Annotated in this window: 25 protein-coding genes; 15 read left to right on the plus strand and 10 right to left on the minus strand. The window is 71.5% G+C overall.

Annotated features, from left to right (window positions below; translation table 11 throughout):
• The first annotated feature begins 4 nt into the window (after nucleotides 1–4).
• The 3 genes from AC0KTA_RS35440 (at nucleotide 5) to AC0KTA_RS35450 (ending at nucleotide 2,188) form a co-directional block, all read left to right on the plus strand.
• The gene (locus tag AC0KTA_RS35440) at nucleotides 5–919 is read left to right on the plus strand and encodes a carbohydrate ABC transporter permease (protein ID WP_481052279.1); all 915 of its coding nucleotides are present in this window, start codon (nucleotides 5–7) and stop codon (nucleotides 917–919) included.
• A complete protein-coding gene (locus tag AC0KTA_RS35445; RefSeq protein ID WP_481052280.1) occupies nucleotides 916–1,845 on the plus strand; it encodes a carbohydrate ABC transporter permease in 930 nt (309 codons plus the stop codon). The genes AC0KTA_RS35440 and AC0KTA_RS35445 overlap by 4 nt, the downstream gene beginning before the upstream one ends.
• A gap of 196 nt (nucleotides 1,846–2,041) precedes the next feature.
• Nucleotides 2,042–2,188 (plus strand): hypothetical protein, encoded by a 147-nt coding sequence (locus AC0KTA_RS35450; protein WP_481052281.1) that lies wholly within the window; start codon nucleotides 2,042–2,044, stop codon nucleotides 2,186–2,188.
• A 27-nt stretch (nucleotides 2,189–2,215) separates the two neighbouring features.
• Here AC0KTA_RS35450 and AC0KTA_RS35455 read toward each other — a convergent pair whose 3' ends face one another.
• The 3 genes from AC0KTA_RS35455 to AC0KTA_RS35465 all read right to left on the minus strand — a co-directional run bounded on the left by AC0KTA_RS35455 (nucleotide 2,216) and on the right by AC0KTA_RS35465 (nucleotide 4,208).
• Complete coding sequence (locus AC0KTA_RS35455) at nucleotides 2,216–2,581, minus strand: winged helix-turn-helix domain-containing protein (RefSeq protein ID WP_481052282.1); 366 nt, start codon at nucleotides 2,579–2,581, stop codon at nucleotides 2,216–2,218.
• Nucleotides 2,578–3,090, minus strand: a complete 513-nt coding sequence (locus AC0KTA_RS35460; RefSeq protein ID WP_481052283.1) for a hypothetical protein — start codon at nucleotides 3,088–3,090, stop codon at nucleotides 2,578–2,580. The genes AC0KTA_RS35455 and AC0KTA_RS35460 overlap by 4 nt, the downstream gene beginning before the upstream one ends.
• Nucleotides 3,091–3,302: 212 nt before the next feature.
• On the minus strand, nucleotides 3,303–4,208 hold the full coding sequence (locus AC0KTA_RS35465) for an NAD(P)H-binding protein (protein ID WP_481052284.1): 906 nt from the start codon (nucleotides 4,206–4,208) through the stop codon (nucleotides 3,303–3,305).
• 67 nt (nucleotides 4,209–4,275) lie between these two features.
• Between AC0KTA_RS35465 and AC0KTA_RS35470 the strand changes: the two genes are divergently transcribed.
• The 3 genes from AC0KTA_RS35470 to AC0KTA_RS35480 all read left to right on the plus strand — a co-directional run bounded on the left by AC0KTA_RS35470 (nucleotide 4,276) and on the right by AC0KTA_RS35480 (nucleotide 7,243).
• A complete protein-coding gene (locus tag AC0KTA_RS35470; RefSeq protein ID WP_481052285.1) occupies nucleotides 4,276–5,085 on the plus strand; it encodes a LysR family transcriptional regulator in 810 nt (269 codons plus the stop codon).
• A 131-nt stretch (nucleotides 5,086–5,216) separates the two neighbouring features.
• Entirely contained in the window at nucleotides 5,217–5,897 is a 681-nt protein-coding gene (locus tag AC0KTA_RS35475) for a hypothetical protein (protein WP_481052286.1), read from the plus strand.
• Complete coding sequence (locus AC0KTA_RS35480; protein WP_481052287.1) at nucleotides 5,894–7,243, plus strand: nucleotidyl transferase AbiEii/AbiGii toxin family protein; 1,350 nt, start codon at nucleotides 5,894–5,896, stop codon at nucleotides 7,241–7,243. Before AC0KTA_RS35475 ends, AC0KTA_RS35480 begins: the two co-directional genes overlap by 4 nt.
• 33 nt (nucleotides 7,244–7,276) lie before the next feature.
• Here the strand turns inward: AC0KTA_RS35480 and AC0KTA_RS35485 are convergent, their stop codons facing one another.
• Nucleotides 7,277–7,435 carry a hypothetical protein gene (locus tag AC0KTA_RS35485; protein WP_481052288.1) on the minus strand — a complete coding sequence of 53 codons (159 nt, stop codon included), beginning with the start codon at nucleotides 7,433–7,435 and terminating at the stop codon, nucleotides 7,277–7,279.
• 179 nt (nucleotides 7,436–7,614) lie between these two features.
• Nucleotides 7,615–7,947: an STAS domain-containing protein gene (locus AC0KTA_RS35490; protein WP_481052289.1), complete on the minus strand. Its 333-nt coding sequence runs from the start codon at nucleotides 7,945–7,947 to the stop codon at nucleotides 7,615–7,617.
• A 362-nt stretch (nucleotides 7,948–8,309) separates the two neighbouring features.
• Here AC0KTA_RS35490 and AC0KTA_RS35495 point away from each other — a divergent pair, with 362 nt between their 5' ends.
• Complete coding sequence (locus AC0KTA_RS35495) at nucleotides 8,310–9,353, plus strand: NUDIX hydrolase (protein WP_481052290.1); 1,044 nt, start codon at nucleotides 8,310–8,312, stop codon at nucleotides 9,351–9,353.
• Nucleotides 9,354–9,505: 152 nt separating this feature from the next.
• Here AC0KTA_RS35495 and AC0KTA_RS35500 read toward each other — a convergent pair whose 3' ends face one another.
• Both AC0KTA_RS35500 and AC0KTA_RS35505 read right to left on the minus strand, forming a co-directional pair.
• Nucleotides 9,506–10,228: an MBL fold metallo-hydrolase gene (locus AC0KTA_RS35500; protein WP_481052291.1), complete on the minus strand. Its 723-nt coding sequence runs from the start codon at nucleotides 10,226–10,228 to the stop codon at nucleotides 9,506–9,508.
• Nucleotides 10,229–10,424: 196 nt separating this feature from the next.
• The gene (locus AC0KTA_RS35505; RefSeq protein WP_481052292.1) at nucleotides 10,425–11,783 is read right to left on the minus strand and encodes a M20/M25/M40 family metallo-hydrolase; all 1,359 of its coding nucleotides are present in this window, start codon (nucleotides 11,781–11,783) and stop codon (nucleotides 10,425–10,427) included.
• Between the two features lie 161 nt (nucleotides 11,784–11,944).
• Between AC0KTA_RS35505 and AC0KTA_RS35510 the strand changes: the two genes are divergently transcribed.
• The 3 genes from AC0KTA_RS35510 (at nucleotide 11,945) to AC0KTA_RS35520 (ending at nucleotide 15,327) form a co-directional block, all read left to right on the plus strand.
• A complete protein-coding gene (locus tag AC0KTA_RS35510; protein ID WP_481056678.1) occupies nucleotides 11,945–13,147 on the plus strand; it encodes a geranylgeranyl reductase family protein in 1,203 nt (400 codons plus the stop codon).
• Nucleotides 13,148–13,387: 240 nt separating this feature from the next.
• Entirely contained in the window at nucleotides 13,388–14,665 is a 1,278-nt protein-coding gene (locus tag AC0KTA_RS35515) for a sensor histidine kinase (RefSeq protein WP_481052293.1), read from the plus strand.
• Nucleotides 14,662–15,327, plus strand: coding sequence for a response regulator (locus AC0KTA_RS35520; RefSeq protein WP_481052294.1), 666 nt, complete (start codon nucleotides 14,662–14,664; stop codon nucleotides 15,325–15,327). The genes AC0KTA_RS35515 and AC0KTA_RS35520 overlap by 4 nt, the downstream gene beginning before the upstream one ends.
• Here the strand turns inward: AC0KTA_RS35520 and AC0KTA_RS35525 are convergent.
• Nucleotides 15,288–15,662, minus strand: coding sequence for a DUF6332 family protein (locus AC0KTA_RS35525; RefSeq protein WP_481052295.1), 375 nt, complete (start codon nucleotides 15,660–15,662; stop codon nucleotides 15,288–15,290). The genes AC0KTA_RS35520 and AC0KTA_RS35525 overlap by 40 nt on opposite strands.
• A 160-nt stretch (nucleotides 15,663–15,822) precedes the next feature.
• Nucleotides 15,823–17,349, minus strand: coding sequence for an MFS transporter (locus AC0KTA_RS35530; RefSeq protein WP_481052296.1), 1,527 nt, complete (start codon nucleotides 17,347–17,349; stop codon nucleotides 15,823–15,825).
• Nucleotides 17,350–17,435: 86 nt separating this feature from the next.
• On the opposite strand from AC0KTA_RS35530, the gene AC0KTA_RS35535 reads away from it, so the two are divergent.
• Both AC0KTA_RS35535 and AC0KTA_RS35540 read left to right on the plus strand, forming a co-directional pair.
• Nucleotides 17,436–17,858 (plus strand): MarR family winged helix-turn-helix transcriptional regulator, encoded by a 423-nt coding sequence (locus AC0KTA_RS35535; RefSeq protein ID WP_481052297.1) that lies wholly within the window; start codon nucleotides 17,436–17,438, stop codon nucleotides 17,856–17,858.
• A 159-nt stretch (nucleotides 17,859–18,017) separates the two neighbouring features.
• Nucleotides 18,018–19,553, plus strand: coding sequence for a hypothetical protein (locus AC0KTA_RS35540; RefSeq protein ID WP_481052298.1), 1,536 nt, complete (start codon nucleotides 18,018–18,020; stop codon nucleotides 19,551–19,553).
• Between the two features lie 105 nt (nucleotides 19,554–19,658).
• Here AC0KTA_RS35540 and AC0KTA_RS35545 read toward each other — a convergent pair whose 3' ends face one another.
• The gene (locus AC0KTA_RS35545) at nucleotides 19,659–20,390 is read right to left on the minus strand and encodes a maleylpyruvate isomerase family mycothiol-dependent enzyme (RefSeq protein WP_481052299.1); all 732 of its coding nucleotides are present in this window, start codon (nucleotides 20,388–20,390) and stop codon (nucleotides 19,659–19,661) included.
• Between the two features lie 709 nt (nucleotides 20,391–21,099).
• Between AC0KTA_RS35545 and AC0KTA_RS35550 the strand changes: the two genes are divergently transcribed.
• The 3 genes from AC0KTA_RS35550 (at nucleotide 21,100) to AC0KTA_RS35560 (ending at nucleotide 25,833) form a co-directional block, all read left to right on the plus strand.
• Entirely contained in the window at nucleotides 21,100–21,702 is a 603-nt protein-coding gene (locus AC0KTA_RS35550; protein WP_481052300.1) for a hypothetical protein, read from the plus strand.
• A gap of 1,828 nt (nucleotides 21,703–23,530) precedes the next feature.
• Nucleotides 23,531–24,169: an EF-hand domain-containing protein gene (locus AC0KTA_RS35555; protein WP_481052301.1), complete on the plus strand. Its 639-nt coding sequence runs from the start codon at nucleotides 23,531–23,533 to the stop codon at nucleotides 24,167–24,169.
• Nucleotides 24,170–24,201: 32 nt separating this feature from the next.
• The gene (locus AC0KTA_RS35560) at nucleotides 24,202–25,833 is read left to right on the plus strand and encodes a PfaD family polyunsaturated fatty acid/polyketide biosynthesis protein (RefSeq protein ID WP_481052302.1); all 1,632 of its coding nucleotides are present in this window, start codon (nucleotides 24,202–24,204) and stop codon (nucleotides 25,831–25,833) included.
• Nucleotides 25,834–25,883: the final 50 nt, after the last annotated feature.

Raw genomic sequence — 25,883 nt, forward strand, 5'->3', positions numbered from 1 at the left:
CTCCGTGCCGCAGAAAACCGCGCGGCGCGCCGGACGACGGGCGACGCGGCGCTTCACACGCCGCGACATCGCCGTACTCGGCGTGCTTCTTGGCATCCCCGTTCTGCTGGACATCGTCATCGTCTGGGGCCCGGCCCTGGCCTCCGTCGGCCTGTCCTTCACGTCCTGGGACGGCATCGGCGACATCAAGTGGGTGGGCGGCGACAACTACGAGAACCTGGTCCAGGACTATCCCGCGTTCTGGCCGGCCGTCCGCCACAATCTGCTCTGGATCGCCTTCCTCGGCCTGGTCGCGACGCCCTTCGGGCTCTTCCTCGCCGTCCTCATCGACCGCGGCGTCCGGTTCAGCCGCTTCTACCAGTCCGTGCTGTACATGCCGGTCGTGCTGTCCCTCGCCGTCGTCGGCTTCATGGCGCAGCTGCTGCTCGGCACCGACCAGGGCGTCGTCAACACGATCCTGAACGACCGCGACGACCCCGTGGACTGGCTCGGCGACTCCGACATCAACCTGTGGATGATGATGCTGGCCGCGAGCTGGCGGCACACCGGCTACGTCATGATCCTCTACCTGGCCGGACTGAAATCCGTCGACCCGGCCCTCAAGGAGGCGGCGGCCATCGACGGCGCGAACGAACGCCAGACGTTCTTCCGCGTCATCCTCCCGACGCTGCGCCCGGTGAATGTCATCGTCGGCGTCATCACCGTGATCGAGGCACTGCGCGCCTTCGACATCGTGTACGCGGTGAACAAGGGCCGCAATGGCCTCGAACTGCTCTCCGTACTCATCACCGACAACATCATCGGCGAGGCGAGCCGCATCGGATTCGGCTCCGCCATCGCCGTCGTCCTGCTCAGTGTCTCGCTGGGATTCATCGTGACGTTCCTCGTCCAGGAGCTGAGAGGAGCGCGCGAGAAATGACCGCAGACATCCGGGTCACGGCCCGCCCCGGTGAATCCGCCCCGCCCGCGCGGGAATCCGGCCCACCGCGGCGTCCGCGCCGCGGCCGCTACGGCGTCCACATCTTCCTGGCCGCGGTGTCCCTGGCCTTCCTCGCGCCGCTGCTGCTCGCCGTCTACGCCAGCCTGCGCCCGTACGAGGAGACGGCGCAGCACGGCTATTTCTCGTTCCCGAAGAAGCTGTCGTTCGACTATTACCGCGAGGCCTACACCGAATCCGGTATGGGCAAGTACTTCATGAATACGCTGATCGTCGCCGTCCCCGCGGTGATCGTCACGCTGTTCCTGGCCGCCTTCGTCGCATTCGCCGTCGCCCGCATCAACGTCCGCGGCAGCCTGGCGCTTCTGATGTTCTTCACCGCGGGGAATCTGCTCCCGCCGCAGGTCCTGGTCACGCCCCTCTACGTGCTCTTCCTGAAGATCGAACTGCCCTGGTGGATGTCCGACTCGATGACGCTGTACGACTCGTACTGGGCCGTCATTCTCGTCAACATCGGTTTCCAGGTGGGCTTCTGCGTGTTCGTCCTGTCGAATTTCATGCGCACGCTGCCGAAGGAGATCCTGGAGGCCGCGATCGTCGACGGCGCCGGAGTCTGGACGCAGTTCTGGCGCATCACGCTGCCCTTGTGCCGCCCGGCCATCGCGGCGCTCGCCACGCTCGAATTCACCTGGATCTACAACGACTTCCTCTGGGCCCTGATCTTCATCTCCAACCCCGACAAACTCCCGATCACCTCGTCGCTCAACAACCTGCGCGGCCAGTTCTTCACGGACTACAACCTGCTGGCCGCGGGCTCCGTCCTGGTGGCCCTGCCGACGATCCTCGTCTTCCTGCTGCTGCAGCGGCACTTCATCGCCGGACTGACGCTGGGGTCGAGCAAGGGCTGAGGGGTTGAGCTGAGCTGCAGAGATGGCGATCGTCAGACCCTGAAGGTTGTCCCGTATGGCGATGGACACCCGCCGCTTCTGGGAACTCCCCGCGGAATCCGAACAGTCGGGCGGCAACTGTCCCCCGGGCAACCGAGTGGCGACAGAACACGTCTCCATGATCGAAGTTGGCCATTGGACGTGAGGGGAGCAGAGCATGGACGAGACTGCGGGTGCTGCGGTCGTGCGTGTGCTGAAAGGTGTGGGCTGGCTGGCGTTCAATGTGGTCGGCTCGGTGGGTGACATGCTTGCCACGCACGTCCCGTGGAACAAACGGCGCGGGCGCGACTCCACGGGCGAGTAGCACCGCCTGAGACCGCGTTCCGCGAAGTCAGGGCAGAGGCGGTGGCGGCCCGGCCGGTTGGGCTCGCGTGCCGGCGGCGTTCTGGGCCGCGGCGACGATCTCCTGCAGTGCGGTGACGTGCCGCGCCAGCGCGTCCTGTCCGGCGGGGGTGAGCGCGATCCAGGTGCGCGGGCGTTTGCCGACATGGCCCTTGCGGATGTCGACGTATCCGGCGGCTTCCAGCGCCGACGCGGACTTGCTCAGGACCGAGTCGGAGACCTGGCAGTGGTCGCGGACCATGGCGAACTCGGCTTCCGCGCACGCGGAGAGGAACGCCGCGACGGTCAGCCGAGTGGGGTTGTGCAGCACCGGGTCGAGGGCGGGCCGCGACGGCGGGGGCGGATCGCCGGTCATGCCGGTTCCCGCAGTTGACGCCGGATCACGGCGTTGCGCCGGGCGAGGCCGCCCCAGGCGCCGAGCCCCCCGGCGAGGGCCGCGGCGACGACGGTGGTCTGCGTCCCCGCGCCGAGCGCCCTGCATCCTCCCCACACCACGCAGGCCGAGACGACCATCGGGGCCACCCCGGTGCAGATCCGCTTCCAGCGCTGCGCCCCGGAGTCTGCGGAGTGCCGCACGCCAGTGCTGCGCCGTGCGGCTCGCCTGATCCCGAAGATCGCCAGCATGGCCACCGGCCAGACGACGAACTGCTGGATGAGGACCCGGTCCGTTTCCAGTAGCCGCATCGCGACGATGGTGTAGACCGCCAGGAGCGCACCTGATACCGGTCCGTACCAGGCCGGCAGCAGCCGGGCCTGGAGCCGTGCCCGGCCCTGAGCCGCCTCCACGTCCCGCAGGGCACTGGTCGCGGCCTCGGCCGACGGCGCACCCTCGCGCGATCCCCCCTCAGTGGTGTTCCGCCCCATCACACGCTCCGCTCCCTCAGTCGTTGCTTGCCATCGTGGCATGTACTTTCCATGACGGAAAGTTCAACGGTGGGCGAGCGCACGAGACAGGAGAGGACGAGCCGGGGATCAGGGCGTCGGATCGCCACCCGATCGTGCGGCTTCGCCACGAATCTCGCTGCGTCGACGAGGGACCTCCGCTCGACAGGGCCGCGTGCGGGCGGTCTCGGCATTCATGTCTGGACCACCGGCTTGAGCACCTCCTCGCACCACTGGCGGAAGCTCGTCGGGCTCGCGGTGTGAGCGGTGCGCCGCACGCCGTCGTCGAGACCCTGGTCCTTGGAGCGCATCATGTCGACGTAGCCCTCCACGAGTGCGTCCCCGATGCCGCGTCCGGCCAGTGCGGCGCGGAAGTCGTCGAGCGACTGCCAGGCGTAGCGGACCGGGCGGCCCAGCACCTCGGACATGATGCGCGCCATGTCGTTCGCCGAGAGGTCTTCGGGGCCCAGGACCGGGACCTCGCCCGTCCCCGCCCACGATCGGTCCAGCAGCAGGCCGGCGGCGGCCGCGGCGATGTCACGGGTCGCGGCCACCGGCGCTTTGCGGTCGGCGGTGACGGTGCCGGTGAACACGCCGTGATCGCGGATCGACGCCGCCTGCCACAGCAGGTTGTCCATGAAGGTCGGGTTCGCGAGCGCCCGGTAGGCCACGCCCGTACCGGCGATGAGGTCGTCCATGGCCAGGGACGCCGTCACATGCCCGGCGCGGTCGGCGACGCGAGTACCGCGGCCGAGCGCCGAGACGCCGACGACGTGCCCGACGCCGTGGGCCGTGAACGCCTTCGCGGCCGCGCGGGTGAAGCCGGTGTACACGGCGTCCAGGCTCAGCGGTGCCCGTGGGGCCGACGGGACCAGCCAGAAGACGGCGTCCGCGCCGGCGAAGGCGCGGTCGACTACCGCCGCGTCGCCGTGCGAGCCGGTGACGACGTCGACGTCGACGCGGGCGCGGACGGCGTCGGGGAGCTTCGCGGGGTCGCGCACGACGACGCGCAGCTCTTCCCCGCGAGTGGGAGCCTCGCTGAGCAGGATGTCCAGGAGCCGGCCGCCGATCTGGCCGGTGGGAGCAGTAATGACGATCATGTCTCGAGTCTCGGGGCGCCTCCTCGCACCGTCCAATACCCTTCCCGGCGATTGATACCTTCAAGGCATGGATCTCGACCTCCGCAAGCTCCGCTACTTCGTCGCGGTGGCCGAGCACCGGCACTTCGGGCGAGCGGCAGCCCAGTTGTACATCGCGCAGCCGGTTCTCAGCCGTCAGATCAGGGTCTTCGAGCAGGAGTTGCAGTGCGCTCTGCTCGTACGGACCACCCGCAGCGTGGAGTTGACCGCCGCCGGCAAGCAGCTCTACGAGGAGGCCCCGGGGATCCTCGCGGCGGTCACTGCGGCGGTGCGGCGCGTGCACGACGTCGAGCGGAGCGTCCAACGGCTCGTCGTTGCCTTCTCCCCGGGGCTGCATGTGGCGGATGCGCTCCGGGCGTTCACCTCGCGCCACCCTGACGTCGAGACCGACGTCGTCCCGGCGCGCTGGTGGGAGCAGGACGCGCCGCTCCGGGACGGTCGGGCCCAAGTCGGGTACCTACGGCGGCCGTTCGACGACTCGGGGTTGCACACCATCCCCATCGGCCGCGAGCCCCGGGTCGCCTGCATGCCCGCCGCACACCCGCTGACGTGCCGTCAGGAGCTCACCTCCGCCGACCTCGACGGCGAGCGGATGCTCGACGCGCCGACGCGTCGAACGTCTTCACTGGAGGAGAAGTTCGAGCTCATCGCCTCCGGACACGGCATCGCACTCGTCCCGCTGAGCGTCGCGCGGTCCTACCCCCGACCCGATCTCGCCCTCCTCCCTGTCACGGACGCCCCGGACGTCCAGCGGTGCCTGGCGATCCTCGCGGACCGGCGGGAGAAGCTGCTGCGCGACTTCCTGGAGATCGCCACCGCGACGCTGCGGACCAGCTGAGCGATCAGCACGGCCGAGGACGTGTGCCAGCTGCTGCAGCGGCACTTCATCGCGGGACTGATCCTGGGCTCCAGCAAAGGCTGAGCGATATTGCCTGGTCGCCCCCGCGTTCGGGCTGCGAGGCTGTGCGCATGCACGATCAGCGACATGCGTACGGGGGCGTGGCCGCTCCGCGCATACCGGACGTCCACGGCGAGCTGGAGACCCACATCACCGTGGACTGCCCGAGGGAGACCGCCCGGCTCGCGCGGTGGGCGGCCGCGCGGGGGATCGGCTTCGCACACATCGTCCTCGCCCGCGGCGCGACGCCTTCGCAGCCGATGCTCAGCCTGCGCGGCAGGGGGACCCTCGCGGGGCAACTGGACATCGCCGAAGGCGTCGTGGCCGAGCTCGCCCGGGACGGCTTCCGGGCGGTGCGGGTCAAGGCGGAGGCGGCGCCCTGGGTCGACGGCGTGCCGCAGGACGACCGGGCGGCGGCCGGCCTCGGGCGCGCACAGCACTTCGAGCACCATGTGAAGCTGCTGCTCGCGGCCGACCACGACCGGGCCGGACTGGAGAAGCCGGCCGTCCCGCACGCGGCGCACGTCTCCTGGAACGCGCGGCGCACCCGCGCGGACGGCCGCGAGGAGCGGTTCGTCACCCAGCGCTGCCACGGCGTGGGCCGCGCCACCGCCGAACATCGCCTGTCCGCACTCCTCACCGACCTGCGCGCGGCCTCGCTCCATGTCCTGGAAGTGGAGCGGGAGTTCGTGCTGTACGACACCAACCTCGGCCTGGACGACGGCTGGATGGAACCGGAGCCCGCACTGTGACCACGACGCCACCGACACCCCGTGATTCTTCCTCGACGCCGGGGCAGCCGCCGTCGGACCCCGACGCCGCGTGGACCGGGATGTGGGTCCCCGGCACCCTCGTCCCCCACGCCGAGCCCGGCGCGGAGACACGGCGGCGCAGCAGCTTGCCGAGCACCCTGCTGTCCGCCCCCGAGGGCATCGAGCACCCGGCCGTCTTCGACCCCGCCCTCAAGCAGTTCGCGAACGCCTACCGCGCGGGCGAGCCCCGCTTCACCCACCCGGAGGCCGCACAGGCCTGGCACCGCGCCCGGCGTACGGCGCTCGACACCGTGCTCGCCGCGATCGCCGGCGGGCCCTGGGCCGGTCATCTGGTGCTGCGCGGCAGCGTGTTGATGGCCACCTGGTGCGGGGACGCGGCGCGCGACCCGGGTGACCTGGACTTCGTCGTCGTACCGAGGGACCTGTCCCTGGACGATCCCCGCGTGGCCACGCTGTTCGGGGACGTCGCACGGGACGCCGAGGCGGCGAGCGCCGTGGGGCCCGTCCGGATCCACGCGGCGGGGATGGTCACCGAGGACATCTGGACGTACGACCGTGTGCCGGGCCGGCGCATGCTGCTGCCGTGGACGGCGGCGGGCACGGCGGGCGGCACGGTCCAGCTCGACCTGGTCTTCAACGAGACGATGCCGGTGCCGCCCGCACGCACCCGTCTGCGCCCTCTCGGCGACGGTCCCGCAAGCACCGTGCTCGCCGCCTCGCCGGGCTTGTCGCTGGCCTGGAAGTTGCTGTGGCTGACCAACGACATGCACCCGCAGGGCAAGGACCTCTACGACGCGGTGCTGCTCGCCGAGCACACCCCGCCCGACTACGAGACGGTCCGCGCGGCCTTCGTGCACGCGGGCGAGGACGGGCTGCGCCCGCCGGGCCCCGACTGGGCGGAGGAGCTGTGCCGGTACGTGGAGTGGGAGCACTTCGCGGCGGAGTACGCGTGGGTGGAGCCACGTTCCGAGTCCTATGAGGCGCGGCTCAAGCACGCCTTGGAGCCGTTCGTCGCCGAGGCCGTACGTCCCGGTGAGACGTCGTACGACCGGTGGGCCCGGTGGTTGGAGCCGTTGGCAGAGTCGGTGAGGGCGGGCACCGACGCGGACCCGGCGCTTGCCCTCACGTACCTCTCGAACAGCGGCCGGGAAGGCTTCGTGGCCGCCGTGGTCGTGCTGCGGGAGGCGGTGGGCCGTGAGTCGCTGAGCCTGGACGACGCGATGACACGCATCCTCGCCGTCACCGAGGCGTGGCGGGCGTGGCGCGAGAACCCCGAGTCGGCCAGGGCGGTGCTGGAGCAGTCACTGGAGCAGTCACTGGGCTGAGCCCACCGGCACGACTACCGGACAGGGCACGATTCAGGACTGCGGCCGCTTGCCGTGGTTGGCCGCGTGCTTGCGGCGGGCCTTCTTCTTGCGGCGTCGCTTCGAGGACATGGCCGCGCTCCTCTCACGGGTGGGGTCACGGGCGGGACGGCGCCGGAGGGCCGACAGGGCCAGGTTTCGACGCTTTTCCACCCTTTCACACCGCCGAGGTGCTCGCGATTCGCCGCCGTCGGCCGACCGGCCGACACCTCACACCCTCCTGCCGACCGGCAACCGTCCACGCCGCACGCGCGGCCGCCTCTTCGCGGTAGCGACGCGGCCGGACCGGGCCGGGCCGGGGGCAGACGGGGCCGCCCCCGGCCCGGCCCCGGTCACGACTCCGGCTCGGCCAGCGCCAGCGCCTCCCGTACCGACGCCACCGGCGACAGCGTCGCCTTGAGGCCGGTGATGCCCATGACGCGCAGCGACATCGGATCCGTGCACACCACCCGCAGCCGGGCACCCCTGGAGCTGACGCGGCGCCGGGCGCGCATCAGCAGGGACAGGCCCGAGCAGTCGAGGAACGTGGCACAGGTCAGGTCGACCACGACGGTGCGGGCGGTGCCCGCCGTCACCGGGTCGAGCACGGGGATCGCACGCTGGAATCCCACGAGGTCCACGTCGCCGTGCAGCTCCACGACGGCGGCGTCCCCGATCTCGTACACCCGGGGTGGTAACTCCGGGATCTCACAAGCGAATTCGCTCAGTTCGTCCTGATGCACTAATCCCCCCAGGGCGGGCCCCGGCCGGTGCGCGAGGCCGGGGGCGGCTGCCGTGAGGCAACCGGAACGAGGAGGTCACCAGGGGCCGGGGTGCCTGGCGGATCACCGTATCGGGCAGGGCTCCGCCCCGCAGTGCGGGAACGATTCGCAAGGGAGCGCTGCCACTCGATGGGGGGAAGTTGGCGCAAGACTCTTGACGTGATGGGTTGGCTTTCGGCCCGAGAACGGCGGCCCTCATCAGCGCCTGGTTTCCGTGGCAGTGTGTTGCGGGCAAGCCACAGGGGGCCAACAGAAGAGGGGGAACCGTGATCGTCTGGATCAACGGCACGTTCGGTGCGGGCAAGACCAGCACCGCGCGAGAACTGATCGAGCTGATCCCGAACAGCACACTCTTCGACCCTGAGGTCATCGGCGGCGCCCTGCCGCACCTGCTGCCGGCCAAGCACCTCGCCGAGGTGAGCGACTTCCAGGACCTGCCGATCTGGCGGCGCCTGGTGGTCGACACGGCGGCCGGGCTGCTCGCCGAGGTCGGCGGCGTACTGGTGGTGCCGATGACGCTGCTGCGCCAGGAGTACCGCGACGAGATATTCGGCGGCCTCGCCGCTCGCCGCATACCCGTACGCCACGTCCTGCTCGCTCCGGACGAAACGATCCTGCGTGCGCGTATCGCGGGCCGCGAGGTCCCCCCCGACGTCCCCGACGGTGAACTGCGCGTCCGCCAGTGGTCGTTCGACCACATCGAGCCCTACTACGCCGCACTCGCCGCCTGGCTCGGCGCGGACGCCCACCGCGTGGACAACAGCTCCCTGAGCCCGTACGAGACCGCCGAGCGCATCGCCGAGGCCGTGCGCTCCGGAGCCGCCGCCGTGTCCGAGATCGTGCAGACCCCCGAGCCCACCGCCGAGACGCTCGCCGCCGGGGTGCTGCTCTTCGACGAGCAGGACCGGGTGCTGCTCGTCGACCCGACGTACAAGGCGGGCTGGGAGTTCCCCGGCGGCGTGGTGGAGCCGGGCGAGGCCCCCGCGAGCGCGGGCGTGCGCGAGGTCGCCGAGGAGACCGGCATCCGGCTCACCACGACGCCCCGCCTGCTGGTCGCCGACTGGGAGCCGCCCGCGCCGCCCGGCTACGGCGGCATGCGGCTGCTCTTCGACGGCGGCCGCCTCGACAGCGCCGTCGCCCGGAGTCTGCTGCTGCCCGGCCCCGAACTGCGCGGCTGGCGTTTCGTCACCGAGGAGGAGGCCGCGCAGCTCCTGCCGCCCGTGCGCTACGAGCGGCTGCGCTGGGCGCTGCGCGCGCGGGAGCGGGGCGCGGCGCTGTACCTGGAGGCCGGGGAGCCGGTCGGCGGCTGAGTCACGCGGTCACCGCCGAGAGGCAGCGGCGGACGGCCCGTCAGGCCTCCTCCGGGGCCCGCCGGAACGCCATCCGAGCAGGCGTCAGCCAGTCCCCGTCAGAAGCCCTGCCAGAAGCCAGTCCCCGTCCGGAGTTCAGTTCTCGTCAGGAGTCAGTCCCCGTACCGCTCCGCCGACGCCCGCAGCACCGCCGACGCGTCCCGCTCCACCGGATCGCCGTGCCCGAAGCACGCCACGTCCGCCTCCAGCGCGGCGAGCCGGTGGAAGGACTTGACGGCCCGAGTCCGGTCCTGGTTGAAGACGCCGAGCATGACACCGGTCCCGGGCATGGCGGCGACGGCGTCCCCCGTGAACAGCACGCCGTGCTCCGGCAGATGCAGGCCGACGCTGCCTTCCGTGTGGCCCGGGGCTCCCACGACGCGCGCGCCCCCGCCGAACCCGAGGACGTCGCCGTCCGTGACCTCCTGGAGCTCGGCGGCGTACTCCCGCCGCTCGGTCGCCTTCGGCGCGATCTTCGTCACCTGCTCGTAGAGCGGCTCCTCCCAGTCCTCCATCACCGGCGCGGGGCCGGGGACCTCGCCCCGCACCATCGGCGCGTCCAGGTGGTGCGCGTACACCGTGGCACCGCTGAGGGCCGCGAACTCGCCCGCGCCGCCCGAGTGGTCCCCGTGGAAGTGCGTGAGCACGACACGGCGTACGTCGCCGGGGTGCAGCCCGAGCCCGGTGATCGCGTCCGCGAGCTGCTGTCCGGAGCCGGGCAGGCCCGCTTCGACGAGCGTCAACTCCTCGTCGTCACGCCACAGATAGGCCTGCCCGACGGCGAAGCGCAGAAGGTGGAGCCGGGGGAGGACCTGGGTGATCTCGATCTGGTTCATGCCGCGACCGTAGGAACACCGCGCCGCCCCGGACCAGTGGGGTCAGCCATGGGCGTACACGTTCTGCTCGTGGCAGACGCGGACTTGGTGGCCGTGTCCGCGGGGCAGGGATGGGGGGTACGGCACCTTCTGTACGCGACTTCCGAACACGCGGCCCTGGAGCGCGCACGAGTTGACCGGATCGCCGCCGACCGGGTCAGCTCGCCGCCGCGTACCGCCGCAGGAACAGCGCCTCCGCTACCGACATCCGCTCCAGCTCCTCGGGGGACACGCTCTCGTTGACCGCGTGGATCTGCGCCTCGGGCTCGTTCAGGCCGATCAGGAGGATCTCCGCCTCCGGGTAGAGGGCGGCCAGCGTGTTGCACAGCGGGATCGAGCCGCCCATGCCCGCGGCCTGCATCTCCTTGCCGTCGTAGGCCTCGCTGAGCGCCGCGGCCATCGCCTCGTAGGCGGGGCTTGTGGTGTCCGCGCGGAACGCCTGACCCTGGCCGATCTGCTCCGTGATGACGCGCGCGCCCCACGGCGTGTGCGCCTCCAGGTGGGCCCGGAGGAGCTTGGTGGCGTCGGCCGCGTCCATGCCCGGCGGCACCCGCAGGCTGATCAGCGCCCGCGCGCCCGCCTGCACTGACGGCGTCGCGCCGATCACCGGCGGGCAGTCGATGCCGAGCACCGTCACGGCCGGGCGGGCCCAGATGCGGTCGGCGACCGTGCCGTCGCCGACGAGTCCCACGCCGTCGAGGACCTTGGCGTCCCTGCGGAAGTCCGCCTCCGTGTACTGCAGGCCCTCCCACACGCCGTCGGCGTCCAGGCCGTCGATCGTCGTCGAGCCGTCCTCGGCGCGCAGCGAGTCGAGGACGCGCACCAGCGCCGCCAGCGCGTCCGGCGCGGCGCCGCCGAACTGACCGGAGTGCAGGTTGCCTTCGAGGGTGTCGATCCGGACGCGTACGAGGGTCATGCCGCGCAGCGTCGCGGTCACCGTCGGCAGACCGACGCGGAAGTTGCCCGCGTCACCGACGACGATCGTGTCCGCGCGCAGCAGCTCCGGGTGCTCCTCCGCGTACCGCTCCAGGCCGCCCGTGCCCTGCTCCTCCGAGCCCTCCGCGATCACCTTGACGTGCACCGGGATCCCGCCGTTCGCCTTGAGGGCGCGCAGCGCGAGCAGGTGCATGACGATGCCGCCCTTGCAGTCGGCGCTGCCGCGCCCGTACCAGCGGCCGGCGCGCTCCGTCAGCTCGAACGGAGGCGTGGCCCAGCCCGCCTCGTCGAGCGGCGGCTGCACGTCGTAGTGCGCGTACAGCAGGACCGTCGGGGCGCCTTCGGGGCCGGGCAGGTGGCCGTACACCGACTGCGTGCCGTCCGGGGTGTCGAGCAGTGCGACGTCCTGGAAGCCCTCCGCGCGCAGGGCGTCGGCGACCCAGTTCGCGGCGGCCTCGCTCTCGCTCTTCGGGTACTGCTCGAAGTCCGCCACCGACTTGAACGCCACCAGTTCGGTGAGTTCCGCCTTCGCCCTCGGCATGAGAGAGGCGACGGTCTCGGCGATCGGATGCGGGGACATGGGCACGCTCCTCGTGGGTGCGACGTTGTACGGGGTGCAGGTGATCCTCCCACGTCTCCGTGATCCTCCCGCAGGAGGTCCGCGAGGGCGTGCGCCGTAGGATGCCTGGAGAGAGCGCGGCGAGCGCGGCCACAGAGCGGGAGCGGGAGCGGAAGACCAACGTGAGCAGCGAGAACTCAGCGGACGATGCGCGGCAGGTGTGGGACGTCGTCGTGGTCGGCGCGGGCCCCGCGGGCGCCTCGGCGGCCTATGCGGCAGCCGTCGCCGGACGCAGCGTACTGATCCTGGAGAAGGCCGAACTGCCGCGGTACAAGACGTGCGGCGGCGGCATCATCGGCCCCTCGCGCGACGCGCTGCCGCCGGGGTTCGAGCTGCCCTTCAGAGACCGTGTGCAGGCGGTCACGTTCACCCTCGACGGCAAGTTCGCCCGCACCCGCCGCTCGCGGAACATGCTGTTCGGGCTCATCAACCGCCCCGAGTTCGACCAACAGCTCGTCGAGCACGCGCAGAAGGCGGGCGCCGAGCTGCGGACCGGAGCCACGGTGACGCGCGTCGAGCAGCACGGCCCCGCGGTGCCCGACCGGCGCACGGTCGCCGTCGTCCTCCAGGACGGCGACACCGTCCTGGCCCGTGCCGTCATCGGCGCAGACGGCAGCGCGAGCCGCATAGGGGCGCACGTGGGCGTGAAGCTCGACCAGGTGGACCTCGGCCTGGAGGCGGAGATCCCGGTGCCCGAGACGGTCGCGGAGGACTGGGCGGGCCGCGTCCTCATCGACTGGGGTCCGATGCCGGGCAGTTACGGCTGGGTGTTCCCCAAGGGCGACACCCTCACCGTCGGCGTGATCTCCGCGCGCGGCGAAGGCGCCGCCACCAAGCGGTATTTGGAGGACTTCATCGCCCGCCTCGGCCTCGCGGGCTTCGAGCCGAGCCTGTCCTCCGGCCACCTCACGCGCTGCCGCAGCGACGACTCGCCCCTCTCGCGCGGGCGCGTGCTGGTGTGCGGGGACGCGGCGGGCCTGCTGGAGCCGTGGACCCGCGAGGGCATCTCGTTCGCGCTGCGCTCCGGGCGGCTCGCGGGGGAGTGGGCGGTGCGGATCGCCGAGGCGCACGACGCGGTGGACGCGCGCCGCCAGGCCCTGAACTACGCGTTCGCCATCAAGGCGGGCCTGGGCGTCGAGATGGGCGTCGGCCGCCGCATGCTCACCGTCTTCGAGCGCCGCCCCGGCCTGCTGCACACGGCGATCACGGGCTTCCGGCCCGCGTGGAACGCGTTCGCGAAGATCACCCGCGGTTCGACGACGCTGGCCGAGCTGGTGCGGACGCACCCGGTGGCCGGTCGGGCGCTGAACCGCCTGGACCGGTAGCCGCCGCACCACCGGCACCCGCGCCCTCGGCGGTCGCACCACCGGCCCTCGCGCCCTCCGCGGTCGCGTACTCCACCGGGAGTACGCCTGATCGCCACGCCTGGCGGACGTCCGCCCCCGGGTCCGCGGTCTAGCGTGACAGGCATGGAACAGCAGCATGGACGCAAGTGCGGCGGTCCGTCCCGAGCCGGGGACGGGCCGCCGTCGTCGCGCCCGGGACCGTCTTCATGGCGAGAAGGCATGGCGTCGTGGCGCGAGGGCCCGCGGTCCTGGCAGGGCGGCCCGCCATGGTGGCGTCAGGGCCCGCCGTGGTGGCGTCAGGGCCCGCCCTGGTGGCGCCTCGGGGACGCGGCCACGCGCCGCCTGCCCTGGCTCACCACCGCGGTGCTCACCTTCTTCGTGCAGGCCGGCACCACCTTCGCGGCGCGCGGCCAGGCCGACCGCGAGCCGGTCGACGGCTTCGCGCGGGCGCTGCTGCTCGCGGGCACGGTGTCCCTGCTGTTCCGGCACCGCCACCCCGTCCCCGTGGCGTACTTCGCCGCCGGGACCGTGATGGTCTACCTCGGCGCCGGATATCCGTACGGACCGGCCCTCGTCACCGTCGCCGTCGGCTGCTTCGCGGCGATCGTCGCGGGACACCGGTACGCGGCCTGGGGCGCCGTCGGCATGCTGTGGGCCGGGCACCTGCTGGTCGCGCACTGGCTGTACCGGTATCTGCCGCCCAGCGGTGACGGGGCCCGCTCCTGGGGCGGGGAACTGGTCGTCGCCGTCTGGGTCGTGGCGATCGTGGCCGTCTCCGAACTGGCCCGCACCCGCCGCGAACAGTGGGCCAAGGAGCGCGCCGAGCGGGAGCTCGCGGCCAAGCGTCGGGCCGACGAGGAGCGGCTGCGCATGGCCAGGGAGCTGCACGACGTACTCGCCCACAGCATCTCCGTGATCAACGTCCAGGCGGGCGTCGGCCTGGCCCTGCTCGACTCCGACCCCGAACAGGCCCGCACCGCCCTGACCACCATCAAGGCCGCGAGCAAGGAGGCGCTCGGCGAGGTCCGTCAGGTCCTGGACACCCTCCGCGCCCCCGGCGCCGCCCCGCGCGCCCCCGCCCCCGGCCTCGACCGCCTGCCCGAGCTCGTCGAGCAGGCCAGGAGCACCGGCCTGACCGTCACCGTCGACACCGAAGGCGGCCGCACCGCCCTGCCGCCCGGCGCCGACCTGGCCGCGTTCCGCATCGTCCAGGAGGCCCTGACGAACGTCGTACGCCACTCGGGCTCCCGCACCGCCCGCGTCCTGGTGCGGCACGCACCCGACGCCGTGACCCTGCGCGTCGACGACGACGGCCCCGCCACCGGCGCCGACGCGGGCGGCAGCGGCAACGGACTCGCCGGAATGCGGGAGCGGGCCGCCGCCCTGGGTGGCACGATCGAGGCGGGCCCGCGCCCGGACGGCGGCTTCCGCGTCACGGCGGTCCTGCCCACCCGCACCGTGTCCAGGCAGGACACGCCACGTCAGGAGGATCAGTGATCCGCGTACTGCTCGCCGACGACCAGTCGTTGGTCCGCGCCGGCTTCAAGGCGCTGCTCGACGCCCAGGCCGACATCGAGGTCGCGGGCGAGGCGGCGGACGGGGAGGAGGCTGTGCGCCTGGTACGCCAACTGCGGCCCGACGTGGTCCTGATGGACATCCGCATGCCGCTGCTCGACGGCCTCGAAGCCACCCGCCGCATCACCGGCGAGGCCGACCTGGAGGGCGTGAAGGTGGTCATGCTCACCACCTTCGAACTCGACGAGTACGTCTTCGAGGCCATCCGCTCCGGCGCCTCCGGGTTCCTGGTGAAGGACACCGAACCCGAGGAACTGCTGCGCGCGGTACGGGCGGTGGTCGACGGGGACGCGCTGCTGTCCCCCGGGGTGACGCGCCGTCTCATCGCGGAGTTCGCCGCGCGCTCCAAGGAACCGGCGGCCGCCGAGACGCTGGGCGAGCTCACCGAGCGGGAGCGGGAGGTGATGGCCCTGGTCGGCATAGGGCTTTCCAACGAGGAGATCGCCCGCCGCCTCGTCGTCAGCCCGCTCACCGCCAAGACGCACGTGAGCCGCACGATGGTGAAACTGGGCGCCCGCGACCGCGCCCAACTGGTCGTCCTCGCCTACGAGTCGGGGCTCGTACGGCCGGGCTGGCTGGGCTGAGGGGGTTCGCGACGGGGCTGCTCGCGGCGCGGCTGTCCGGGGTGCGTCTGCCCGCGGTGCGCATGCTCGCGGCGCGTCTGCTCGCGCGCGTTGAAGCGCCAGAGCACGGTGACGAGGCGTACGAAGAAGACGACGGCCGCGAGCGTGCAGCCGACACCGAGCAGGACGCGTTCCGTGCCCTCCGAGAGGCTGAAGGCGATCGCCGGACCGGCCACCACCACGCCGATGACGGCGACCGCCACGACGGTCGCGCTCACCAGCGCGTACCCGATCTCCACCGTGATGGCGTCCCGCTCGGCCTGACTGCGCCGCCCCTGCCGAGTCGTCCTGATCATGTCTCTGCCCGCTTCCCCTGTTGCCCCCTGCGAGTGTCACAGCCGGATGCCCGGCGGGCAAGGAACCCGCCGGGCATCCGGTGTGCGTGCGTACGCGGCTTGTACGGGAGTCCGTACGCGGCGGGTACGGGACGGCGGGCGACGGCCCGCGCGGGGGCGGTCAGTCGCCCACGGTCACCCGCTCGTCGGCCGTCGCCGTCTCGCGGAGCGTCTCGCGGGCTGCCGCCGGGCCCGCCGACTTCGCGACGACGACCGTCTGCTGCCGGCGCCGCGCCCGCAGCCCGGTGAGGTTGATGAGCAGACCGGCCAGCGCGAACGCCGTCACGAGGACCAGGCCGGGCCGGTAGCTGTCGAGGACGGCCTGCGGTGAGGCGGCGGCCTCGCCGGAGCCGTGGTCGGACGCCGTGATGACGGCGGTGGTGATCGCGAGGATCACCGCGCCGCCCACCTGGATCGAGGTGTTGAGCAGGCCCGAGACCATGCCCTGCTCGTGGTCGTCCACGCCGTTGGTGGCCTGGATGTTGAGCGAGGGGAAGACCAGGGCGCAGGCGAGGCCGAGCAGGATCATCGACGGCAGGATGACGGCGACGTACGTGGGCGTCAGGTCGATGCGCAGGAACAGCGCGTACGCCGCCACGAGCAGCGTGAAACCCGTCACGATGACGCGCGTCGTACCGAACCGGTCGACGACTCCGGCGATCTTCGTGGCCGACAGCGCGACGATCACGCCCGCGGGCAGGAAGGCGAGGGCGGTCTCCAGGGCCGACCAGCCGAGCAGTGACTGCAGGTACTGCGTGGCGATGAACTGGAACGACACATAGCCGCCGAAGAACGTCACCGCGCCGATCTGGGCCCGGATCTGCTGCCCGGAGCGCAGGACGCCGAGGCGGATGAGCGGGCTCGCGGTGCGCAGCTCGATGGCGACGAACACGGCGAGCAGCACGGCCACGGCCAGGAAGGACAGCAGCGTGCGGGCGGAGGCCCAGCCGACCTCGGGGGCCTGCACGACGGTGAAGACGAGCAGCAGCATCGACGCCGTGCCGGTGACGGCGCCCGGCACGTCGTAGCCGCCGCGCTTGTCCTCGCGCGGCGAGCGCGGGATCAGCTTGAGCCCGGCGACGAGCGCGATCACGGCGATGGGCGCGGGCAGCAGCATGGTCAGCCGCCAGCTCACCTCGGTGAGCACGCCGGACAGCACCAGGCCGAGGGAGAAGCCGGTGGCGGCGCAGGTGGTGTAGATCGACAGGGCGCGGTTGCGGACCGGGCCCTCGGCGAAGGTCGTGGTGATGATGGACAGGCCGGCGGGCGCCGTGAACGCGGCGCTCAGGCCCTTCACGAAGCGGCTCGCGATCAACAGCGGACCGGAGTCGACGAGGCCGCCGAACAGCGAGGTCAGGGCGAAGACGCCGAGCGCGATCAGGAACACCTCGCGCCGGCCGAGCAGGTCGGCCGCCCGGCCGCCGAGCAGCAGCAGGCCGCCGTATCCCAGGATGTAGCCGCTGACCACCCACTGGAGGGACGAGGTGGACAGGTCGAGTTCGGAGCCGATGGACGGCAGGGCCACGCCGACCATCGAGACGTCGAGAGCGTCCAGGAACATCGCTGCGCACAGCACGAGCAGCGTGCCCCACAGGCGCGGGGTCCAGCGCTCCGGGGACGCGGAGGCAGGAGGGAGCGGAGAAGTCATGCGGAGCAGAGTTCCATGCGCGTGCATTGAATGCAAGTGCATTTAATTCATGTGCAATAAAGCGTGAACTTTGCTAGCGTGCGTGCATGGCGGCGACCAAGGCCGGGCCGACGGCGACTGACGCCGAACAGGGGCTCGTGAACCAGTGGCGGGACATCCTCGCGGTGCACGCGCGCACCCAGTGCGAGCTGGACCGCGAGCTGCACCAGCACGGCCTGGGCGCCAGCGACTTCGAGGTCCTCGACGTGCTCGCCTCGGGCGAGGCGGAGGAGGGCGACGACGCCTTCCGCGTCCAGGAGATCGCCTGCCAGGTGCACCTGAGCCAGAGCGCCCTGTCCCGCCTCATCGGCCGCCTGGAGAAGGACGGCCTGGTGGAGCGCGGCATGTGCAGCGAGGACCGCCGCGGGGTGCGGGTCTGCCTGACCGACAAGGGCCACCGCGTGCACGCCGAGGCGCGGCCGGTGCAGCGGGCGGTGCTGGCGCGGATGCTGGACGGCTTCGGCGCCTGACGGGGTCCGGCGGGCCGGAAGGGCCTGACAGGCGGAGGGGCCTCACGGGCGGAAGGGCCTCACGGGCCGGGGGGCCTGACGGACGGTTGCCGCCCGGGGCGGGCCTTCGGAAAAAAATCCCGGTCGCGCGCGGCCGGTGCCGGATGGTCCAATACCGCGATGTTCACCACGGTCTTCCTGCTCGAGTTCCAATCCTGGTACTGGCACGGCGAGTTCGGCGATCCCGAGCTCCAGCGGGCCTACGACGCCCTGAACCCCCCGACGACACCGGAGGAGTTCGAGCAGGGCTTCCGGACGCTGCTCCGCAGCGACGACACGGCCGCCCGCGGCATCGCCCTCGACTTCTACGACCGCGCCGAGATGACGAGCCGGTTCGTCGGCGCGAACGCCTTCGAGGAGTACGAGGACGAAGTGTTCGCCGTCGCCCGGCAACTGCTGCGTGAGCCGCCGTGGCCCGGGGACGCACACACGAACCGGGGCGCCAACCACGCCAGCGCGCTGCTCGTGCTGCAGCGCGGCGGCCTGGACGCCGAGGCCCCGGAGGCCGCCGAGACCGTCGAGCTGATCGCCGCGGTCCTGGAACGCATGCCGGAGGGCAGCCTGGGCGAGAACGCCCTGATGGCGGCCCGCTATCTGCTGGAGGACCAGGAGGAGTGCACGGTCCCCGACCCCCGGCTCGCGGCGCTCGTCGCACGCCTCGACGCGTGCGAGGCGCGTGTCGAGGAGGTCGCCGCGCTGCGCGACGACCCCGGGCCCGAGGCCACCGCGGCCCTCGTGCGCGCGACCGAGGACGACGAGTGGCGGGTGCGGCAGGAGGCCGCCGCCGCGCTGGCGTCCGGGAAACGCTTCTACGCCCACCGGGCCCTCCTGGAGCGCCTGGCCGGAAGCTGGCCCGCGGAGGAGGAGTCCTGGGCCCGGGACGAGGTCCGCGACGCGCTGGGAGAGGGCCCGCACAGCGCGTACTGGGAAGGGTGCGAGCCGGAGACGGCGGAACTGCGCGCGGCGCACCGCGAACTGCGCTCCCCGACGGGCGAGTCGGCCCACCGGGACGCGTTCCGGGCGCTGCTGCGCAGCGGGCGGCCGGTGGCCGTGGGCATCGCGCTCGACCACTTCCACCACGCGGAGGGGCTCACCCGCTTCGGCCTGGACGACGCCGAGCACGCCGACGAGGCGCTGGCGGTCGCCCGGGACGTCCTCGGGCAGGCGCCGTCCGCCGCCGCTCTCAGCCCGTCGACCGGCGCGGGCGCCAGTCACGCGAGCGCGCTCGACGTGGTGCAGGAGCTCGCCGGACCCGGCGACGCGGGCGTCCTGGCCGCCGCGCTGCGGACGGACGGCGCTCCGGCCCTGGTGCGGGAGCGCGCCGTGCAGGCGGCGTGGGCCTGCCTCGAGCGGTGGGAGACACCGGACGAGGAGGTCGTCGCCGCACTGGAGGGACCGATCTTCGACGGCTCCCTCGACATGGACGTACGCACGGACGCGGTCAAGGCGCTGTTCGACCTGGCCTCGCCGTCGGCGGCCGCCCTCCTCGTGCGCGCCGCCCGCGCCGCCGAGCTGCCGCTCCAGGTCGAGGGCGTCATCGGGCTGACGTCCATGGACCTGGTCGACGAGCACCGGGGCATGCTCCGCGAGGTGGTCGCGGCGTGGCCGGACGACGCGGGGGAGCGGGCGTTGGACATACGGTCCGAGCTGCTCTGAGAGCGCCTCTGACAGCACGTCTGGCGGCGCTTCTGACAGCGCCTCGGACGGCAACCGGCCCGCGCCGCCCGCCCGTTCGCCCGCCTGCCTGCTCGCCCCTGGACCTCAGCCGACCGCGGACTGCTCGCGCCACAGCGTGGCCAGCGTGGTGTCCCCCGTGACCTGGGGGAACGGCAGCCGGTTCCACAGGGCGAGATACAAGTACGCGGACTGGCCCGCGACTTCGCAGTCGGCGGGCGCAGTGTCGCCGATCTCGGTGGCAGGGACGTCGGCGGACAGGCGTACCGTCCATGTGCCGTCCGCGTCCGTGGCCCGCACGCGCAGCACTTGCGGCTTCTCCGTCCGCACCCGGCTCTTGGCGCGCGCGTGGAAGCCCCGCAGCAGTTCGTCGATCCCGTCCACCGCGAACGGCGTGCTCACCGGTGACGGCGTACCGCCGCGCGCGGACTCGGCGTCGACGCGGTGGATCGTCGTCTCGTTCGCCTGCCGCCGCGCCCAGAACGCGAGGGGCGACGGCGCGGGCAGGAACGACCAGCACTGTACGTCGGCGGGCGCGCCGCGCAGCGTGGCGACGAGCTGGGCGTGCCCCTCCCGGAACCAGTCGAGGAGCGCGGCGCCGACGAGCTCGCCCGGCTCCTGCCAGGGGCGGAACGTGGGGTGGGCGTCCGCGACGAACCCGGCGGCCCAGCGGTGCACCATGCCGGTGTGCCGCAGCAGATCACGCACCTGCCAGTCGGGGCAGGTGGGCACGGCGGCGTCGAGGCCGGCGTCCTCGGCGGCGGCCGCCATCAAGGTGCCTTCGCGGTCCAGGATCTCTATGTACTCGGCAGTCTCCATGCGGGGATTGTGCAGGACGAAGCCCACTTCAGGCGCGGTGGATTTCGCGCCCGCCCCACATCCGTGGCCGGACGCCCGCGCGGGAGCGCACGGGCTGCTCCGCGTCGTGCCCACGCACCGGCTTGCCACATGGTCCGCGGCCATCCTGCAGCCGTTGCACCGCGAGCAGCGCCGGACACTGGAAGCCCGGCTGCGAACGTCAGCACCCGGCTCGCGGCCGAGCTGGACCACCCCACCGTCCAGGCTCAGCTGTTGCTGGCGTTGCGAGCCCCGGCCTCTGCCGTACCGGCCGCCGTCTCTTCGGCTCGTCTCCCCGACGTGCCGCTGCTCACCGAACTGCTCAGCCCCGATCACGCCGAGCGCTGGGCCTCCGACCGTGCACGACCGGAAGATCCACTTGGGTGAGGTCACCCTGGACACGGCGGACCGTCTGGCGTGCCTGCTCGATGCACCGCCGCAACACGATCTCTCCGCCACTGGCACGGCGCATGGCGGCCGCGGTGAGACCGTGACGGTCGCACCGGCCAGGGCGGACCTGGCGCGCACGCTCCTTGAGCGTGCCGCTGACAGTGACCTTGGCCACCCTGCTGCTCAGTTCCTAGTTCTGGAAGCGCCCGTTGATCGTGCAAAGCGATGTGGATGAGTTCGGGCAGCGGCGCGGGGGTTGCGGTGGAAGCATCGCAGTGCTCCTCGCTGTGAGGGGGTGTCGATGTCTCCGTTGTCCAAGGTCGCGCTGTATGCGGCTATCCGCCGTGATTCCCGTGCGGGTCTGTCGAAGCGGGCTCTGCAGCACAAGTACGGTGTCGGATTCGCCAAGGTCCAGAAGGCGTTGGCCCCGGCCTGGCAGGAGTCCCGGAAGATGCTTCCGTCCAGGCCCACACGGCTGGACCCGTACAAGGGGCTGATCGACGAGACGCTGCGAGACGATCTGCGGGCGCCGCCCAAGGAACGGCACACCGCGAAGCGGGTCTTCGACCGGCTGGTGGATGAGCAGAGTGCGGAGAAGATCTCGTACGGGATGGTGCGGGACTACGTCCGGGAGCGTCAGTACGAGATCCGGCTCGCGGCCGGGTACGGGTCGCGAAGGCGTTCGTGCCGCAGTCGCACCGGCCGGGGCGGAAGTCGACTTCGGGGTGGCGGCCGCAGGTGTGTGGCTTCGACGTTGTTCAGTGGGGCCGTGCATGTTTTCTCGACGGCCCACGAGCTATACGCACAGCCCGGGGGCCGCGCGTCGGCGTCGCTGCTGCGGGTCGCGGAAGAGGACGACCCCCGCGGAGCCCGGCCGCGGGACTCCACGTCAGTCACAGCGTGATCGCTGCTGAGGAATGGGTCGTGCAGGGCCGCGACCAGACGGCAGAAGCACCTCTCTTTCCTGCCGGAGCAGCGGTTCTCCTTGGGCTCCTCTACCAGGTGATGACCGCGTAGCCTTTGCCGCCGGGACTGCCTTTGATGCCTTTGCTGCCGGACTGGCCGTCATGGCCCTCACCGCCACCGCTCCCCCAGCCCCCGCCGCCACCTGCGCCGCCTTTGCCGCCGTCGCCACCTTGACCGACCCCCTCCGGAAGTGCCTTTCCGGAAGGGTCCTTCGTCTTGGCCGGCGAACCCCCCTTGCCGCCGCGCTCGGCAGGCTGTCCGGCGGCCCCGCCCTCGCATGCGCCGAATTTCGCCTTCTCGCCGCTCTGGCCGCCCGCTCCGGTCCCGCCGGCTGATCCTGGTTTGCTGTCGGCCGTGGCAGCCGCCGTGGTCGAGGTACAGGAGCTCGTTTTACGAATGGAGACGGGGCTGCCGCCCCGGCCTCCGCCCCCACCCGACCCAGGCTTTTTGTCGCCGGCCCCTCCACCTGCGGGGCCCCCGCCGCCCCCGTCGCCGGGGGCTCCGGCCTGGGTAAAGGCGAGGATTCCGGGGTCCTGGTTGGTGTCCCAGAAGCCAAGGCTGGGCGTTAGGTCAGCCTGCGAGCCGTCATTCCCCTGTGTTCCGTTGCCACCGCCAGTGAGGATGAGGCCGCCGCCCTTGCCGCCCCCGCCACCGCCTCCTGGGGCACCTGCGGAACCGGGCTTGTCGAAGAGCACCTTGTAGGTGTGGGTGGGGTCCAGTTTCAGCTTGCAGGCGATGTAGGTGCCGCCTCCTCCGCCTCCTCCTCCGCCGCCGGCACCACCGCCGCCACCACCGCTTCCCGCATACCCGCCGCCGCCCAGGCCGGCGTAGGCCCCTCCGCCTCCCCCTCCGCCTCCTCCGCCCCCTCCACCTCCGTTTCCGCCGGGGCCGTAGAGGTGGACGGTCACTGTGCTCACCCCCGAAGGCGGCTTCCACGTTGCGGTGGAGGCGAATGCCTGCTGCCCGCCGGTTGGCGCGTGGGCACCGGAACCCCCGGGTGCGGCCCCCAAGGAGAGGGCCAAACCCGCCCCAAGGAAAGTAGTCCATACGGCGCGGCGCCCTCGGCGACGCAGCCTGTCGCGATTCACTGCCATGTTCCCCTTCTCTCTCTGTTGCCCTGTCATTGCGCCTTTTCCATAGAAATGCCACCTCAAACTACTCTATGTAGCTAAATGGTCACTCGTGCACGTCGGCGTGCGGAAGCTTCAGTGACATCGGTCCTGCGGCCGATGTGTACGGTCTCGGCGGTCTTGGGTGGCGCCGACTTCGTCCTGATAGTGCCCGCCGCGCCGCCCGTGCGCTTCGAGTTCGGCTTGGTGCCGCGCAAGTCCGACGTCAGGGTCTTGGAGGGCTTCCCTGAAGGTTTTGGACTCGTTGCGGACGACTCCTGGCCCGGGATCCATGCAGAGGGCCGGTAGATCCTGAAGGAGTCCGAAGTGAAGAAGTGCCGAAGATCGCACAAGACCACGCATCCAGGAATGCCGACCGCGCCAGTCTTTTTGATCCTCTCCTGCTGGCCTAGATGACCTATGCTGGAAAGGGCCTGCACTGCACGGGTCAGAGTGTCTTCGTGTAATTCCATGAAACCCGGGAAAGGTCGATGGGTATTCCGTACGCCCGACCGATTAATAACACTGTACGGATTGTCCGACCGTAAATTACAGGCAAAGCTTCCGCGGAATGCGGCATGTTTTCCGGAGGTAGCGCTTCGGCCATGCTTGTTTATGGGGACCGGCCTTATCGACGGGAGAAGAGGTCCGCACGTCATGTCCTACACCGAGGGCGTCCAGGACGTCGTCCAGGACGCTGCCGCGGCAGGCCCCTCCGAGGAGACCGCCATCCGCGACACGCTGGCAGCGATGTCCGACCTCCGCCGCCGTAAGCTGTTCCGCCTGTTTGAGGTGTTGGACGCAGACCGCACCGGCAAGATCAACTACATCACGACCGGACGCCTCCACAATCGGTACGCCGAGCTGGCCGCCCGGGGAAGGGTCGGGGAGCGCGGGGCGCAGCTCGGAGAGACCATCCGGCGGCTGTGGTACCAATTCGAGCAGGACGGCCCGGGAGAAGACCCGCTGTGTGATCGCGACAAGTTCGCTTATGATTTCGCGTGCCGTTTGGGAGACAATCCAGACCGGATCATCCGCATGGTCGGCCTCATTGTCAATGTTGTATTCGCGCTCGCCGACCAGGACGCGGATGGAGAACTCCACAAGGAGGATGCGCTCTGGCTGGGGACAGAAGTCATGAACCTCTCCCTTGAGGAGGCAGAGGCGGTCTGGCTGAAACTGGCTCCGGAGGGAAAGGGGACCCTCAGCTACGCCGAATGTCTGAAATTGGTTACGGATTTCGTGGTGGGTGAGGATCCGGCTGCGCCCGGCAATTGGTTCTTCGGGCCGTTCTGATCGGCAGTCGGCCAGCTTTGACGGACATTTCGGTGCTCAAGGGAACCGCGGAATTCCCGGGTGCCGCGCACCCCATCGCCCGGAGGCCGCCCGGCGACCACGGCGCGGCCTTCGACGGCGAAGCCCTCCTGGCTCTGGCGCGGCAGGTGACCGTGCCGGTGCGGCTGGTCGCCCGGCGCGGTGACGGGCGGCTGGGGCTGGCCGACGCTCGACTGCCGGAGCCCTCTTCCGCAAGCGGCCTGGCCGTGGCTGGGCTGCTGCCCGCGCTGTATCCGGAATGGCTGGGCGACCGCTCGTTCACCCGGACGCACGGGGTGCGCTTCCCGTACGTGGCCGGGGAGATGGCTCGCGGCATCTCAGGGACTGCGCTGGTCACGGCGATGGCAGGAGCCGAGATGCTGGCCTTCTTCGGTGCCGGCGGACTGCAGCCTCATGAAGTCGAGAACGCGCTGCGCGAACTGGGCACGCGGCTGCCGGAGCGAAGCCCCTGGGGAGTGAACCTGCTGCACACGCCCGGCGACCCCGCCCTGGAGGAGCGGGTCGCCGATGTGCTGGTACGGGCCGGTGTTCCCCGAGTGTCGGCATCGGCGTACCTCGACCTCACCCCGGCGGTCGTGCGCTGCGCGGCCAGCGGGCTGCGCTTGGACCGACAGGGCCGCATCGTCCGTCCCAGGGCGGTGTTCGCCAAGGTGAGCCGACCGGAGACGGCCGAGCGGTTCTTACTGCCCGCGCCCGCCGAGGTGCTGCGGCAGCTCGTGGCAGACGGGCGACTTACCGAGGAGGAGGCTCGGCTGGCCGCCCACGTGCCGGTCGCCGAGGACATCACGGTCGAGGCGGACAGCGGCGGGCATACCGACAACCGGCCGCTGACAGCGCTGCTCCCGGTGGTTGTGGCCCTGCGGGACCGACTGGCCGCGAAGCACCGCCTGGGCCGACCGGTACGGGTGGGCGCGGCCGGCGGTCTCGGGGATCCCGCCGCGGTCGCCGCGGCGTTCGCGCTTGGTGCGGCATACGTGGTGACCGGGACGGTGAACCAGATGGCGGTCGAGGCCCGTGTCAGCGACGACACCAAGTCGATGCTCGCTGGAGCCGAGGTGACCGACACGGCGATGGCGCCTGCGGCGGACATGTTCGAGCTGGGCGCCCAGGTGCAGGTGCTGCGGCGGGGCACGCTGTTCGCCTGCCGAGCCGCTCGGCTGGAGCGCGTCTACCGGGCACACCCGTCGCTGGAGGCCGTTCCGGCGGGCCTGCGCGAGGCGCTGGAGCACGAGGTGTTCGGGGCGCGCCTGGAGGAGGTGTGGTCATGGACGCGGGCGTATTGGACGGGACGCGACCCATCGGAGCTGGATCGGGCCGACGCGGACCCCAAACACCGGATGGCGCTGCTCTTCCAGTGGTACCTGGGTTCCTCCAGCCGGTGGGCCGTGGCAGGGGAGCCCGGCCGGCGGGCGGACTACCAGGTGTGGTGCTCTCCTGCGGCGGGTGCGTTCAACCGGTGGGCCGAGGGAAGCTTCTTGGCCGAGCCACGGAACCGCACAGTCACCCAGATCGCGCTGAATTTGATGCAGGGCGCCGCCGTTCTCACCCGTCTGCACCAGTTGCGCTGCCACGGGCTCGTCCTTCCCCCCGAGGCATACGCCTACCGGCCGCGGCCCTTGCGCTGACCCGGCTCCCGGCCCCGCATCACCAACGCCTCGGCAGTCGGCGCCCCTTC

Source organism: Streptomyces sp. Y309, from assembly GCF_056712025.1.